Genomic DNA, 14115 nt, shown 5'->3' on the forward strand with positions numbered 1-14115 from the left:
CCTCGCTGACCAAAGGTCTAGTGATGCCGGGGAGTGAAGGACGTAATGGCAGTTGCTTAGCGTGTTATGCACTTTTGCTAAGGGATGGAGATTGGATGAGCATAGGCACGGAGAATATAACGAAACGCAAGTCAGCGAGGGTCTCGGCCGATCGCCCGTAGTGTCTGGCCAGCCTGTGGAAGCCGGTGAGCCAGCCGAAGATGCGGTCGACTACCCCGCGCGTGGCAACAAGACAAAGCCTGCTTCGCCTCCGGAAGCTTGATGACCTGTAGCTCGATCCTTCGAGTGCAGTCTGTGCAGGTCCTTCGCCGGTGTATCCTTGGTCGGGGCGCCATCTTGTCGGTCTGGTCCTGTGACCTGCTGAAGGGCGATCGCGTGGACGAGGCGGCGCTTGAGCGCTTTTTTCCGCCGCAGTCGTTGAGTCCGCCGGATGCCCAACCGGCCGCACCATGAGCTCGGTAGGAGAGGCGTCGCCCAGGAGCCCGAAGACTCCACCTGTAGCTGTTTCTGCGAACAGTAGGTGCGATGGGCAAAGGACTGTCTGTCGCGCAGCGCCAGACACCCCTCCGCGGCGAGAAGCTGTTGATCGATTGCTCGGGCAAGAGGCTCGCCATCGTCGATGCTCACCGGCGAGATCTGCGGACGGAGCTATTCGTCGCGACGCTCGGCGCATCAATCGACACTAGTCACCTAGCCACCCAGCTCAGAGCGTCACGGGGCGTATGCGACGTCCGGCGTCGCGCTGGACCTTACAAACGAGCCGGTGCAACAGTTGCCTCGGTACTTGTCGACCGCTACGGGCAAGGTCGGGCGCGGAAAGCGGCTCTTTCAGGATGTCCGATTATCGTTGGATCACACGATGCCTGTGCCAGGTGCCACACGCTGCCAACCGGTGGAGTAGATGGAAAAAGGGCTTAGTTGGGCGTTGGCGCTCAGCGGGGGGCGATTGGTGCCCCGACGGTGTTCAACGCGGCGCTCGACGACAAGCTGTTTTGAGCTCGTCGAGCGGCCACACTAGCTCGGTTCGACTTCCGACAGAAGCGACTGCGTGTGCCCCGGGTTGCGAAGACCTTGCATCTGACGTTGGTGGCTGTGCGTGGGCTGGTGACTGATTTAGCCCCGGTTCTCTATCTCTGACGATCATGTGCACCAATCCAATGCCATTGAGCGAAATATGGGCACAACGCACTATCCTTGAAGTGCGGCGTCAGTCGCGTTGCGCTTGCGTACATCGGCGGAGTTCGGTCCGCTAATCGATCGCCACTCGGTTCCGACCTTGACTTTTCGCGTGGTAAAGCCGCTCGTCTGCTGACCGAAGTAGTGCGTCAATCGTGCGACCATCCCTGCCGAACTGCGAGATGCCGATACTGACAGTTATCGATACCTTGCGCCCAAGTTCACCGGCGAAGGTCGTGCTGGCAATTGTCGCGCGAATGCGCTCGCCGACTGCGAGTGCTGCATCCAGCGACGTGCGAGTCAGCAGCACCATGAACTCTTCGCCGCCCACGCGTGCTACGCCGTCGTAGGGCCGAATCGCGTCGAGGCATACTCGCACGAATCCCTGGAGCACTGTGTCGCCGACCTGATGCCCGTAAGCGTCGTTGACCCATTTAAAATTGTCGAGATCGAGCGCGAGAAGTGAGAATGGAGTGCCGTCTCTCTGTGCGCGAACGACCTCCGTTTCCACACACGCAATGAAATGACGCCGATTCGCAGCTCCTGTCAACGGATCGGTCGCCGCGAGGTGCGCCAGCTTCTGGTTCTCGCGGTGAACTTCGTTCAGAGCGTTTTTGGCGCGATCCATTTCTTGGGCGAGTCGCGCGTTCAACTCCTCGCGACTATGGATCGTCGCAAATGAACGTGTCGTCAAAAAGGCCTGCGCCACGCCATAGCTGAGAAGGAAGAAGCCGCTGGCGAAAATGACGTGAGCAAGCCACCACATGTGATTCCATGGGCTGCCCAGAAGAAAAGCCACCGACGACAGCGCGAACGACATGACGGAGATGCCACAGACCAGCATCAGCGGGGACCGAGGCCGACGCAGCATCAGGATAACGACGCTGAGCGTCGAAAACCCGAGCGCCGCAGTCTCCATGACCCGCAGTAGGATAACGCCAGCAACTGTAGAATGGGCAAGAAGCGCAACCAGAACGTCCACTACGAGGAATATTGCGGTCCAGCTTAGCAAGTACTTGGCTCCGGCGCGGCGGTCAGCGGGATCAGACGGCCTTTGATACGACAGAAGCCCAATCAACAACAGAATCGACATCGTTAGACGCGACGCCGGACCATACAACAGCAATAGCCAAATGTTTTGATGAGCGGATCTGGTGAATGCGCCATGGAGCGCACAGATCAATACAGATCCGAGGAAGCCCAGCGTCATCCATCGCAGCAACGGCTCGCCGGAGGACCGATAGCATTGCCACGCCAAGTAGGTGACAAAAAGACCCACAAACGTCGCCCCTATGATTGCAATTTCATGAAATGGGTAGTTTTCGAACTTCAGACCTGGGTCTTGAAAGAAATACAGGTAGCCAATCAGATAGGCAGGAACAAGAGCGAAGGCGACGAGAACCAACTGCGCGTAGCTCCTCGTGATAAGCCGCACGAAGGAACGTTGCTTATCAGTCTGCATCGCAGTCGTCGCGCTCATATATTTACTCCGGTGTGGCCCTTTCAGCCCGTCGTTGTCTCCATCAATACAATTGTCTTGCCATATAGGGATTTTGACAGACGAGCTGAATCGATGCGCCATAAAAGTTTGCAACCGTCTTTGTATGTTTCCCAATTTTCTATCAAAACGACGGGTTTAGATTCCTACGTTGAATGAGCCCGGCACGCCGGATGGGATTGTATAGTCGTCCTTATTGGGATGGCGTCAAAAAACGCTCCGAAAATGGAAGAACAATAAAGTGTACGACTCGTTTTTTCGTTTTTTGTTGGTGTGTCCGTTGGCGAGAAAACCGGCCCGCTGACGATAATGTCTGGGCTACGAATGCGCAATCGTAAAATGTACGGCCATAGGGGCTCAGCCCCCTGGAATTACCTCGGCCAGCGTGCCGCGGATTGCCACTTCTCGGAAGCGGTGCCTCTGCGCCGGTTCGGGTAGAAGGCTAGCTCGTCAGCGACAAACCCTCTAAGTTATGACAATTTGTCATCGCTTAGCTTATCGGAAAACCTTCAGTTCTTCGCGAACCTTGACCCGGCGGCGGTGTTGTATTGTCACTGTCTTGCAATTGGCGCATCGTGTCCCCCCGCTACCCCATGCGTTTCATATGGAAAATTGTCGTTGAAGTGAATATCCCGCGCAGACTGCGCCAGACAAAACCGAAAGTTGTGTGATACGCCAGACTGTCGCTTTTCATCGCATGTGCATACCACCGTTGACGGAGAAATCGGTGCCCGTGACAAAGCCGGCTTCATCGGAACAGAGAAATGCCACCACGGCCGCGACTTCGTCCGGTTGACCGAGTCTGCCGACCGGAATCTGAGGGAGAATTCGTGTTTCCATTACGTCCTTGGGGATCGCCGCAGTCATGGTCGTGGCGAGATAACCGGGCGACACCGTGTTGACGGTAACGCCGTATCGCGCCGTCTCCAGTGCGAGCGACATAGTGAAACCGTGAATGCCCGCTTTTGCTGCGGCGTAGTTGGTTTGCCCGAATGCACCGCGCGCGCCGTTCACTGAGCCGATATTCACGATCCGCCCGAATCCCTGCTTGACCATTCCACCGAGAAATGGCTTCGTCATGTTGAACATGGAATCGAGATTGGTGCGTAAGACCTTATCCCAATCTTCCTTGGTCATTCTTGCAAAGCTTGAATCGCGCGTAATGCCCGCGTTATTCACGAGAATGTCCACCATACCGAATTCGGTGAGCACGCGCTCCGCGCAACGCGCACACGAATCGAAGCTGGAGACGTCGACCTCGAACGCAACGAAACGCCGACCTACATCCCGTTCATGGACGAGCCACGTGGCAACGTGATCGTTGCGCTCGGAATGCGAGAGGGCGACCACCATGCCTGTATCGTGGAGACGTCGGCTAATGGCGGCTCCGAGACCGCCCATGCCGCCAGTCACGAAAGCAACGCGTTTGGCTGACATGATGTTCCCCTTGTGAGCGAGGCCGTCGGCGGCCGGTGATTGAGTCGATTTACTGAATTGTCCGGAGAGTTTCGGCTCCCGACACTCCCCTCGAGGGACCATGCCGACCGATGGTTTTATCCTGCGGTACGGCAAGGCCGCGACATTGGCATGCTCTGATTGAAACGAACCAGCGCCGGCCATTGTGTAGGCTCGGGGGCCGATTGCGGGAGTCGCGAGGTAGCTGCGCACCATGGACTGGCATGACTCCTCGAATTCGTTGCTATCGTGAGAGACCGAGGCCGCACTACAAATCTCCTAAATCGAAGCGATGTCGCGCCGTACACTCTGCAGTCCACAAGGCTCGTTGCAGGACTTTGCGGAAGAACACATGCGTTCGCAGCGCAAACGTAAGTTTCGCGCCCTACGGATTGAATGATGTCACGGATTTTCCTCGCATGATGGATCTCATGACGCAATAAAGCGATCCGCAATTATCCGGTTGGAAGCAGCTGCAAACGCACACGCGACGATTGCGTGTTCAATATAGGCGTATCAGTCAACAGCGGGCTTAACATGGATCAATCATCGAAGAGATACCGTTGCCGCACTTGGCAGTGCAGTGTTCCGACCTTCCTCGCACGCTATTCGTCGGGTTCTCTCGGATTTTCATCTGCCCAGCACGGCTGGTAAATAGGGGGGGGCTGCAGCTAGGTTGTGTTATGCCCCTTTGTCAAAGGCTGCAATGTGGATGAGCACAAGCCCGGAGAATACGACGAAACGCAAACCAGCAAGGGCCTCGCGCCATTGCTCGTAGTGTCTGCCGCCTCCTGCGGAAGCGGTTGAGCCAGCCAAAGCTGCGTTTGACCAGCGGCGCGAAAAAAATGCACGGAACGCCTTTTGGCCTCCGGGAGCTTGACGACCTAGAGGTCAATGCCTTCTTCGAGTGTAGCGTGCGCAGGTTCTTCGTCGGTGCACCTCCGGTCGTCGAAAGCCAGTCCGACCGGCGGTCTGCAGAAGCCGATGCGCCAGCGTCCCGACCCGCGCGCGCTCCTGCTGGTTGGCCACTCTCACGTACACGGCAAGCGACTGCCCAAGGTATCAACCGCCGTGTGGGTCAATTTGGCAGTTCGACTGAGGTGCGCGCGTCGAGAATGACCGCGCTGTGTTGACGGCGGTGTTCCTGCGCAACCCGGATGATCGAACGCAGGTCATTGACATAGCCCCCAAAGCAGCTTCCCTGGATTCAGCGCTGCGCTGCCTCTGCTGGTAGACCGCCTCACTCAGCTATTGGGTAACAAACGCGACGCTCACCCGCTCTCACAATCCAGCGCGATGCGTTGAGCACCTCGCGCAGCACGTAGCAGCACCGTGGTGGGCCCTTGCTCATCAAGGTCAGCGTACGGAGCGGCGAAGTACCACTGTTCATCTGATACATCCGTTGGGTAAAGTCTGGGTTTCTTCATCTCGCCATGGGTGCCAAGCCTGGCCGAAAGGTCATAACGGATTGTAAAGAATATTGAGTTTGAGAATGTTCCCAATTACCGATGAGGACTGCCATGATAATGAACATGGCGGTCTACTCAAGTATAGCTGCGCCGAACGCTGTGAGCGCATCGCTCACGAGCTTTCAGGGAAACCTCAAGAATGAGTTACTCTCGGGACCAAACAAGGGCGGTGTTCGCAACCGACGCACGTTGCCATGATTTATCGATCGAGCGAGGTTCTTGAAACAGTGCCTTCAAGGTAGGTTCGGTGTGTTTTTGGCCGAAGGCAGTCTAACGCGCCATGTCTGTAAGAAGCTTCTTATCGGTTGACGATTTCTAGGTATTTGTGCGCTCCCGCTCATCGCTAGCGGTGAAGTCTGGCTATCGCCGGTGTCATCCGCATGGGTACTCGACTAAATCCGCGACTGATCATTTGCGGTAGACGTGCGATTGATTACCGTACGACCTGACGGTCACCCTCGCGGCGTGGGTGTAGATCACTGTCCGATGAACAAAGCTTGTCCAGGTAGTTACTCGCGCGCACTATGATCTCCATGCGGGTGACGCAGATCTGGCGGTCGTACTCGTTGATCACAGCAGTGAGGTCACCGATTAACTTTCGGGGAACGCTCCAAGTTTCGCTGTTATCGGCCTCGACGACGATAGCTTCGAGGTCACGCTTAACCTTATTAAGGACATCGATATCAAGCTTCCCATGTCCTGCCCGGGTGATAAAGCTCGTGATAATCGTGACCTGCAAGGCTACGTTGATCAGAGGACGGTCCCGCTCGCCATTGCGTAGACGCTCAAGTGCGATGCGTGCGCGCAGCACCAGATCAGACGCCTCTTTTCGTGGCATAGGAAGTAATAGCGCTTTGGAATGCGCTGCTGCCGATGGTCCAAGCAGTGACTGGTGATTTTTGTTGTTGGGCATGTTCGGAAAATCCATGGATTCGGTTCGATACGGATGTTGGGGATGAATCGCCGGTGATCAAGAGGTAGTGTCGGACTTAACCCCCGCGTCATTGTATTGCCTCCTGAAGGGGCGCGTCCTGCAGCGTTGTCTTGCAGCATCTTTCGTGCATGAGAGGGACGGGCCTTCTTGATATCAGTGCACTCCATCGAAAGGGTCGAGGCGCAGCAAATGGCGGAATGAATCAGGACCGGTGCGGTGCTTCTCTCTAACCGGAAATAGAGTCGCTCGATAATTGCGCACATCCTCTTTCCCTTCCTTGACAATGTCTCCGGATTCGCGATAGGCTTGGGCATTCTCTCGTGCGATCAGCTAGGAGTTCGTATTTTCGCAGATCGGCGCAACGGGCCGGGCCTGCCGATGTGGTATCGGCCTGTCGGCGAATGCGGTTAGACGGGTGCTGGTCAGCAACATCGCAAAATCCCTCGTTTCGGGTGCCAGCTGAGATTGACATCTCGCGCACGGTGCCGACGGCGCCTGACAAATGCGCGTTTCCGCCTAAACGCGTGATGCTGCCTCATCGACTACAGACGATTTGCGACAGATGGTGATTTGGCAAAAAACCTCCGATTTGAGTGACAACGACAACGATTTTTTGGTCCCCCCAATCGCGCCTATATTTGTTTATGTCGGAGAGTGTTCGATGGATCAAACTTGGCTAAAAGACAATAATTTTCGTCCCATCTCGGGGACGATTTATTTGCGAAATGTCAAACTGACGAAGGCTCCTCATCTTGACTCCCACGTCAATTTGACCTTCGAGAACTATAATTTTCAACGCTGTGACGTGCACGGAACCATTCGGATCTCTAAGGATGCCGATCAGCTTTGGAAATCGCCCGATCCAGAGGCAGTAGGTCGGGCGATCTGGGTCTATTCCGACATGACTTGGCGCAGTGCATCCAGCCTTAAATACTGGCTCGCAAATGGCGGAATGACTTATTCGAGCCTGAAATCGGCATGCCGAGAACTGGCTGGGATCATAGGGGAGTGGGAATACGAGGTTGGTCAGGCAGATTGCGAGGTGTTGGAAGTCTCGAAGGCGACTACCCACAAGATCGATATGATTGGCGTCGGCAATTTCGATGAGCCTCAAACCTGACGGGCCGTCCGTGTCTGCGACGACCCGTCAGGTGTCGCCAGATGTGGCTAACAATGCGACCGATGTGGCAAAACGTAGTGGCAGGTTGTCTCAAGAGTGTGCTTGCTGCAAATCGAATGGAAGAAGCTCTGATCGGTTCGAGCGCTGCGTTCAGCCGCAGTTCGATTTGTCACAATGTGTGATTGGCTGGAAAGAGGTCATCTACGGAAGGTCTGCAAAAGTCCTGGCGTTGACGTCTCGGTGGACTATCCTGGGAGAATGCAGGTTTAAGGGGTACCTCGATGACACAGCTTGGTCTTGGTCTGGATCTTTCAACGAAACGCACGCGCAAGCGGGAATTTCTCGATGAGATGAGGCGCGTTGTGCCATGGTCGAGGTTGATTGCGTTGATCGAACCGCACTATCCAAGGGGTAAGACTGGAAGGCCGCCGTTTCCTATTGCGACGATGCTGCAGATCCACTTCATGCAGCAGTGGTTTGGTCTGTCAGACCCGGCGATGGAAGAGGCGCTTTATGACGTGCCGCTGTATCGTGAATTTGCTGGGCTGGACGAGGGTATGACGCGTTTGCCGGACGAGAGCACGATTCTCCGGTTCCGTCACCTTCTCGAAACGCACGGCCTGGCTGCGCAGATGCTCACGCTGGTCAATGAGATCCTGAGCGAGAAAGGCTTGATGCTGAAGGTGGGGTCGGCGGTCGACGCTACCTTGATTTCCGCACCCACTTCGACGAAGAACGGCTCTGGTACACGGGAGCCGGAAATGCACCAGACGAAGAAGGGAAATCAATGGTACTTCGGGATGAAAGCGCACGTCGGCGTGGACGCAGAGTCGGGCCCGGTCCACACGGTCATCGGCACAGCCGCCAACGTTCATGACATCAATGCGGCCGAAGCGCTGTTGCACGGCCAGGAAATGGATGTGTACGCTGACGCCGGATATCAGGGTATCGAAAAGCGCTGCCAGGTAAGCGCGGTTCGCTGGCATGTCGCGATGCGACCCGGCAGGCGCAGACAACTGGACCTAACCGATCGGCTGGACGCGATATTCGATCAGATTGAACGCCTGAAGGCCGGCATCCGCGCCAAGGTTGAACATCTGTTCCGCGTCCTCAAACAGCAGTTTGGCTATACAAAGACCCGGTACCGAGGGTTGATGAAGAACACCGCCCAGATCACGACACTATTTGCTCTGGGCAACCTGTGGATGGCACGCAAGGCTTTGTGGAACGCTTGAAACGCTCGCAGATTCAGGCCGCGAATCTCGCCAAACAGTGGTCGTCACGCTTCAAAAGCCAGACGACCAACCTGCCAGCAGACTCTCATGGCTGATACGACGCAAGTGGCAAACGGCCAACTCTCTGAAAACGAGTTGTGCAGACCTTCCTTAGCACGTGGACCATGCCAATAAAGCACGAACCCAACGTCGCGCCGGATAGAATGGTTAGCGCCTTTTCGTCCTTCGTGTCGGACTGGGCTGCAATCTTTTGCATTGAGGTGATCGAGTCAGTCTTAATCATCGCATCAGGGAAAGAGGAATTGAACGCACCGATGCCTTTGTCCACATCTAGAATGAACGGTGCCAGCAGTACGGCATTCTTATGCGAACATGTCACGCTGATGACGAGCGTACCGGCGATGTCGTGGTTCTGGAGTTGACTGTTAACCTGGCTCGTGGCAGCGCTGGAGGTCTGTGTCGCGAACTCATCTCCGAAAATGCCGACCTGACCGCTGACGAATGAGCCAATTATGGACGCATGTGTCCCTGATCGGAAATCGCTTGCATCGTTGGAAAAGAACTGAACGTTCATCTTGAGACTGTCAGCTGACAGTGGTATCTGCTTGATCTGCGAGCGATCGAAGTCGACCGGACTCTCCGCCGAGTCGCTGCTACCGGGCATTTTTTTCTTGAACGGCTGGACTGACTTGATCGCGGCAACTTTGGCTTTTGCAAACTCCTGCGCTGCGGCGGCGAGATCCTTGCCTACCGCTACGGACTCGGCATCGACATGAGAGGTGTCGATACCCATCCCGGCCAGTTCCTGAGACGTCATGTCAAGAGAGCGCTTGGCGGAAATTAGGGAATTGAGAGTGTCTTCTGCGGCATCGGCAGGCGCACAAGCAGCCGCAACCTGCTCGAGCAAATGCAGGCGCTCTATACTGACGAGATTTCCGAGCGCAAGCGCGGGATCGTAGGGAATTGCCGAAGGCATGATGGGATACTCCTGTGCGTAACTACGGGTATTAACGGTCTGTTCGTTAGTGCGACGGTAAAGAAAATCCACGGCTCATCGCAGTGGGCCTACGGGTGCCACATCGGCGAAATACATCGCCCGCCTGAGAGAAACTAGGACGGTGCCGTCTCGTGTTCGTCGAGAAGATAAGCCTTGATTTGACGACGGGATATGCCAAATGTTGAGTGCAACGCGTCTGGAGACCAACCGCGAGCGAGCGCCGTTCGGATAGCGGCACGCCTAAGTGCCTGGAGCAGTCCCCAAACGCTGGGGATATCGATCTGGCCGTTCACGTCGGCAATATCGCGCCACCGGATGTATATTGGTTCGGGCACGTACAGGCCGGTTCGGTGAAGGAACTTTTCGTGGCGCGTTGGTAGGTAAAGTCGACACCCACCATGAGATTTCACCAGATCAAGCATCATGCCAAAGCTGGTTGGACGCACCACGTCAGCCAACGAGTTCGGCAGACAACTTAACACGCGGTCGCGATTGCGCTCGCAAAATCGGATACACGGTTCGCGAGATTTCTCTGCGAACAGGCCCGCGCCTCCGATGGAGTGAATGAAACCTTCCTCCGCTCGTATCGCGGCGGGGTCTGCGTCATTGATCGGGTGATGATTGATTGACCACACGGGATTTCTCCTCTTGTCCAACGAGTGCAGGTTACCCAACGGAACTTCACCAAAATAGGGGAATTGCCTTCCCTAGTCGCACAAAGTCCCACTTCTTAATGCTGTTAGAATGTGTGGAGAGGACATTCAGTGCGTGATTGACGTCTATTTGGGGAGCCGTCCGACGCGGATTGCGCGGGTCGATAGATCGGTTCCCTCTCTCCACACGCAATTTCGCGGGAAGCTCGTCCGCCGCAGATGTGACGCGGCATAAATGCCAAACGGGGTCTGTGTTCCTCAGTCGACGGTTTTTGTTCAATGAGTGTCGCACATGGCGCAACGTGTTAAGCCTTGTTCGGTTAATCGACTAGAGTGACGTCTGTTTTTCTTTTCGCCCGGATTTGTTGGGGATTGAGTCCTTAGGAAATGGGAGCGGCGCCTACGTGCCTGAGGACGCAAGGACTCTTTAAATGGGGATTGTCTTGTGCCCATCAGTAAAATCTAATCATTACGTGGAAAGCATTGAAATTTTGACCGAGCGCAGAGCGCCGCAATCAGCGCGCGGGGCAGGAAGAAATCGCCATGTGCGGGAAACGCTGGAACTGGGAGCTTCGGTGTCGGCCGTGGTTCATCGGCACGGCGTCAACGACAATCAGTTGTTCGGCTGCCGCAAGCAATGCCAGGAAGGAAGTCTGGCGGCGGAGAGTGCGGGTGAAGCTTGTGCCCCGCATCTGAGCTGGTCGCCGTCGAGCAGCGCCTCGGCACAACACAGGCTATGCAGCCGTCGAATGGCTGTCGGTCAATGGCTTGGCCAATATCGACCACCGCACGCGCAGCCTCGCTCGCCAACAGGGTCTTGAGCCGTTGTCCACCCTTCTGCGGTCGCCGCAGAGCAAATGGCATGACCGAATCGTTCGTGAAGGTTATGAAGCACGACTACGTCGCTTCGTTGGACACGCCTGACGCGCAGCCGGCGCTCTCGCGTCTGGCTATCGCGTTTGAACGCTACAAAGAGGCGCCGCACAAAGCCGTGAAATAGCCCTCGCGTCGCGAGTTCAGGCATGCTGCGGCGTCATCAACCTAACGGTGCCCACGTGTGCTGAATTACAGGAGCCACTCCAAGAATAACCCCCGGAGAAATCAGGCTCCGGGAGCGAGCAAGGCGAACGGTGAATGATAATCGACACGGTCTTGTGATGACCGCAAAACGCTGCCAGCGGAACAACCGAGTGAGATGTTGTGACAGTCCGGTGGCTAGTTACTGCAACTACAGCGCGGCTGGCATCGTGGCCAGTGCCGCGCACAAGGCGTGGCGCCGCGCGCGGGCGCGAACAACCGTAGTCGTGGTGGTTTTGCCCTTAATGGCATCCAATTCGCTGACCCTACTGCGTCGCCAGTCAGCGAAACTACAAAGGCATTGAGGAAGTTTTGGCTGAAGCAACGCGATGCAAACTACTGATGCTTTGAGACTGATCAAACCGGCACGATAGCGCGTTCGCTATATTCAATTGCATTCGTGACGAGGCGTTCGCGCGTCCAGCGGTCGGTTCAATGTTCCGGATTCGCCTTCGTATGGCGGGTGCGCCGAATCGACGGAAAAAATAGCTGTATCGGACCGAGCGGCGATCCGAGAAGTGATGTGACCGCTATGCAGTGCGCTGTGGATGAGTGATCGCGTTGTTGAAAACATAGCTGACAGAATGGTAAAGGCGAACCAACCTGGCTAAACCAGATGTGCATTTTCACACTCCGAATATCGGAAATCTGCGGGAGCACGCGTGAAAAGTGCGACATATTGCAGAAATTCACGCAAGCGTATCACCAGCGTGCGATGGGCTTTAGAGCCCATCGCACAGGTGTCGATCTCATAGCGGAGCGCTGGGTCGGTGCCAACACACGGCAAGATTCAATAGAAAGTGCTGCGCTGATGCAAGCCGCCTGTTATGCACCAATAGAATTTCGACGGAGTTCTCGCTTTGTCAAAAAATGCCGACACCGCTGCCGATAATCCGCTGATCGGCGTCGCAATGAAAGCCCATCACGAAACAGCGATGCATATGAACCGGTCCGCATTCGCCTGCTTACAGGCAGCGCCGGATTCCGTTTGTGGAGGAATTCCTACGGACGCCGCACACCCGGTCGCTAGTTCAGAGCGCGATGCAGTAATAGAGAAACAACGGTTCGCTGCGTGCCGGAACGAGCAACTGGCGACTCAATTGGAATTGCGTAGGGAAATCCTCAAGCTGCGCGAGGCACTCACTGAAAGTGACGATCTGATCGCCCTTCATAAGATTTATAGAGACAGCGCGGAGAAGCGCGCTGCGGCCGAACGTGAAAGCACACGTGCAATGCGAATACAACTGAGCAAAATGGATGTACTGAATAGAGCGTTGCAAGCGGAAGCAAGTGCGATGGAGCGGGTTTTGCATAATCCTTCATCCTACTTATCAGGTCGGGAGGCCCATCCGCTCGCGGCATTGCAGGGCAAGCGCGTTCTGTATGTCGGGGGGCGGCCCGGATCTTTTTCTGCGATCCAGTGGCTCGTGGAAGCCTCAGGTGGAACGATGGCGCGCGGCAGCGACACGGTGGACTGCACCGGTTTGCTGGCCGCCGCGTTGCCGGATGTGGACATGCTCATGTTCCCTGCCGACTGTATAGACGAAGATACCGTGAAGATGTTCGAGTGGATCTGTGAGCGCAATCGTATCGCGTGCTATCAACTTCGCACGGCAAGCTTGGCAAGTTTTGTGGAACTCATCGACCGGCTCAGCGCATTTGGGAAAACGGGTGCTGCTGTGCGCTCCGCGCGCTTTTGCCAGAGGCACGGCTAGGAAGCCCCATGGCAGGCTGCCTGGTTCAACATGCAGCCAAAGGAACGGCGCTGAGGACTGTACGTAAACTCCTGCTATGGGCCAGCCCTGTCTGGCAGGATCTTTTGCTACCCACACACTAAACGAAAACCGAAGGTCACTGCGCGATCACAAAAGGAGAATTGCTACCACGTGACATCGGTGGGGGCTGCATTATCCTCCGTCGCAACGCCACTTTGGACCGTATGGTGAATGTGATGTTCGTAGCGACCCAAAGTACGATAGGAGTTTTGTTTTTGGCGGCTCACGTTTTTGGGGGCTCAGGAAAGACCAATCTCTCTATTCTCGAGAAGAGAGGATGGAAGTTGAGAAGTTACACCACTTGGGCACGTCGATTTCCGGTGTGATGTGAATGCTCTTACTTCAGTTCGATACCGGACAACTTTTGTTCAAAGAGGATACACATGATCTCCGCGATCACCAATTGAGAGGTCAACTTTTGCAGACAGTGCTTATCGTATTGGCAATTGCTGTCTTAGCGTGGGCGTCCGACCATCACCGTTTTGTTAAGGGCTGGAAAGTGGACGAGCATAAGCACGGGAGAATACGGAGAAGTGCCAAGCAGCTAGAGCGTGTTAGGAACTTCGATTGAGACCTGGTATCCTGGCGGGATGAAAAGGACCGACCGCAAAGGGTATCCGACAGATGTGTCGGATGAGGAATGGAGTTTCGCGGCGCCGTATCTGACGCTGATGGACGTTGACGCGCCCCAGCGCAAATACGAACTGCGCGACATGTTTGATGCAT

10 protein-coding genes and 1 pseudogene are annotated in these 14115 nt (G+C 55.7%); 6 read left to right on the forward strand and 5 right to left on the reverse strand.

The genetic code is table 11. The annotated features are described in order from the left end of the window. Nucleotides 1–1249 precede the first annotated feature (1249 nt). The 3 genes from AB4Y34_RS37100 to AB4Y34_RS37110 form a co-directional block, all read right to left on the reverse strand. Nucleotides 1250–2656: a GGDEF domain-containing protein gene (locus tag AB4Y34_RS37100; protein ID WP_368718840.1), complete on the reverse strand. Its 1407-nt coding sequence runs from the start codon at nucleotides 2654–2656 to the stop codon at nucleotides 1250–1252. A gap of 708 nt (nucleotides 2657–3364) precedes the next feature. After that, nucleotides 3365–4111: a beta-ketoacyl-ACP reductase gene (locus AB4Y34_RS37105; protein ID WP_176369789.1), complete on the reverse strand. Its 747-nt coding sequence runs from the start codon at nucleotides 4109–4111 to the stop codon at nucleotides 3365–3367. Nucleotides 4112–6031: 1920 nt separating this feature from the next. Continuing rightward, entirely contained in the window at nucleotides 6032–6526 is a 495-nt protein-coding gene (locus AB4Y34_RS37110; RefSeq protein WP_368718841.1) for a hypothetical protein, read from the reverse strand. 667 nt (nucleotides 6527–7193) lie between these two features. Here AB4Y34_RS37110 and AB4Y34_RS37115 point away from each other — a divergent pair. Both AB4Y34_RS37115 and AB4Y34_RS37120 read left to right on the forward strand, forming a co-directional pair. After that, nucleotides 7194–7652: a hypothetical protein gene (locus tag AB4Y34_RS37115; protein ID WP_368718842.1), complete on the forward strand. Its 459-nt coding sequence runs from the start codon at nucleotides 7194–7196 to the stop codon at nucleotides 7650–7652. A gap of 281 nt (nucleotides 7653–7933) precedes the next feature. Continuing rightward, a complete protein-coding gene (locus AB4Y34_RS37120; RefSeq protein ID WP_368718843.1) occupies nucleotides 7934–8887 on the forward strand; it encodes an IS5 family transposase in 954 nt (317 codons plus the stop codon). Nucleotides 8888–8972: 85 nt separating this feature from the next. Here the strand turns inward: AB4Y34_RS37120 and AB4Y34_RS37125 are convergent, their stop codons facing one another. Together AB4Y34_RS37125 and AB4Y34_RS37130 are read right to left on the reverse strand one after the other, a co-directional pair. Next, nucleotides 8973–9863, reverse strand: coding sequence for a hypothetical protein (locus tag AB4Y34_RS37125; protein WP_176370063.1), 891 nt, complete (start codon nucleotides 9861–9863; stop codon nucleotides 8973–8975). A 134-nt stretch (nucleotides 9864–9997) separates the two neighbouring features. After that, a complete protein-coding gene (locus AB4Y34_RS37130) occupies nucleotides 9998–10519 on the reverse strand; it encodes a hypothetical protein (protein WP_176370062.1) in 522 nt (173 codons plus the stop codon). Nucleotides 10520–10968: 449 nt separating this feature from the next. Here AB4Y34_RS37130 and AB4Y34_RS37135 point away from each other — a divergent pair, with 449 nt between their 5' ends. The 4 genes and pseudogenes from AB4Y34_RS37135 to AB4Y34_RS37150 form a co-directional block, all read left to right on the forward strand. After that, entirely contained in the window at nucleotides 10969–11358 is a 390-nt protein-coding gene (locus AB4Y34_RS37135; RefSeq protein WP_368718844.1) for a transposase, read from the forward strand. Continuing rightward, a pseudogene (locus AB4Y34_RS37140) lies at nucleotides 11351–11537 on the forward strand (IS3 family transposase); the annotation flags it as partial. The gene AB4Y34_RS37135 and the pseudogene AB4Y34_RS37140, both read left to right, overlap by 8 nt. A gap of 937 nt (nucleotides 11538–12474) precedes the next feature. Next, entirely contained in the window at nucleotides 12475–13329 is an 855-nt protein-coding gene (locus tag AB4Y34_RS37145) for a hypothetical protein (RefSeq protein WP_368718845.1), read from the forward strand. 650 nt (nucleotides 13330–13979) lie between these two features. Beyond that, nucleotides 13980–14115 (forward strand): transposase (locus AB4Y34_RS37150; RefSeq protein WP_368718846.1); only part of this gene is annotated, 136 nt, incomplete at its 3' end.

The sequence above is a fragment of the Paraburkholderia sp. BR10954 genome, assembly GCF_040965775.1.
GTDB lineage: Bacteria > Pseudomonadota > Gammaproteobacteria > Burkholderiales > Burkholderiaceae > Paraburkholderia > Paraburkholderia youngii.

What these genes read in the sequence shown, in the direction of transcription:
- AB4Y34_RS37100 (WP_368718840.1), bottom strand. Translation starts at nt 2,656, where the DNA reads ATGAGCGCGACGACTGCGATGCAGACTGATAAGCAACGTTCCTTCGTG.
- AB4Y34_RS37105 (WP_176369789.1), bottom strand. Translation starts at nt 4,111, where the DNA reads ATGTCAGCCAAACGCGTTGCTTTCGTGACTGGCGGCATGGGCGGTCTC.
- AB4Y34_RS37110 (WP_368718841.1), bottom strand. Translation starts at nt 6,526, where the DNA reads ATGGATTTTCCGAACATGCCCAACAACAAAAATCACCAGTCACTGCTT.
- AB4Y34_RS37115 (WP_368718842.1), top strand. Translation starts at nt 7,194, where the DNA reads ATGGATCAAACTTGGCTAAAAGACAATAATTTTCGTCCCATCTCGGGG.
- AB4Y34_RS37120 (WP_368718843.1), top strand. Translation starts at nt 7,934, where the DNA reads ATGACACAGCTTGGTCTTGGTCTGGATCTTTCAACGAAACGCACGCGC.
- AB4Y34_RS37125 (WP_176370063.1), bottom strand. Translation starts at nt 9,863, where the DNA reads ATGCCTTCGGCAATTCCCTACGATCCCGCGCTTGCGCTCGGAAATCTC.
- AB4Y34_RS37135 (WP_368718844.1), top strand. Translation starts at nt 10,969, where the DNA reads ATGGGGATTGTCTTGTGCCCATCAGTAAAATCTAATCATTACGTGGAA.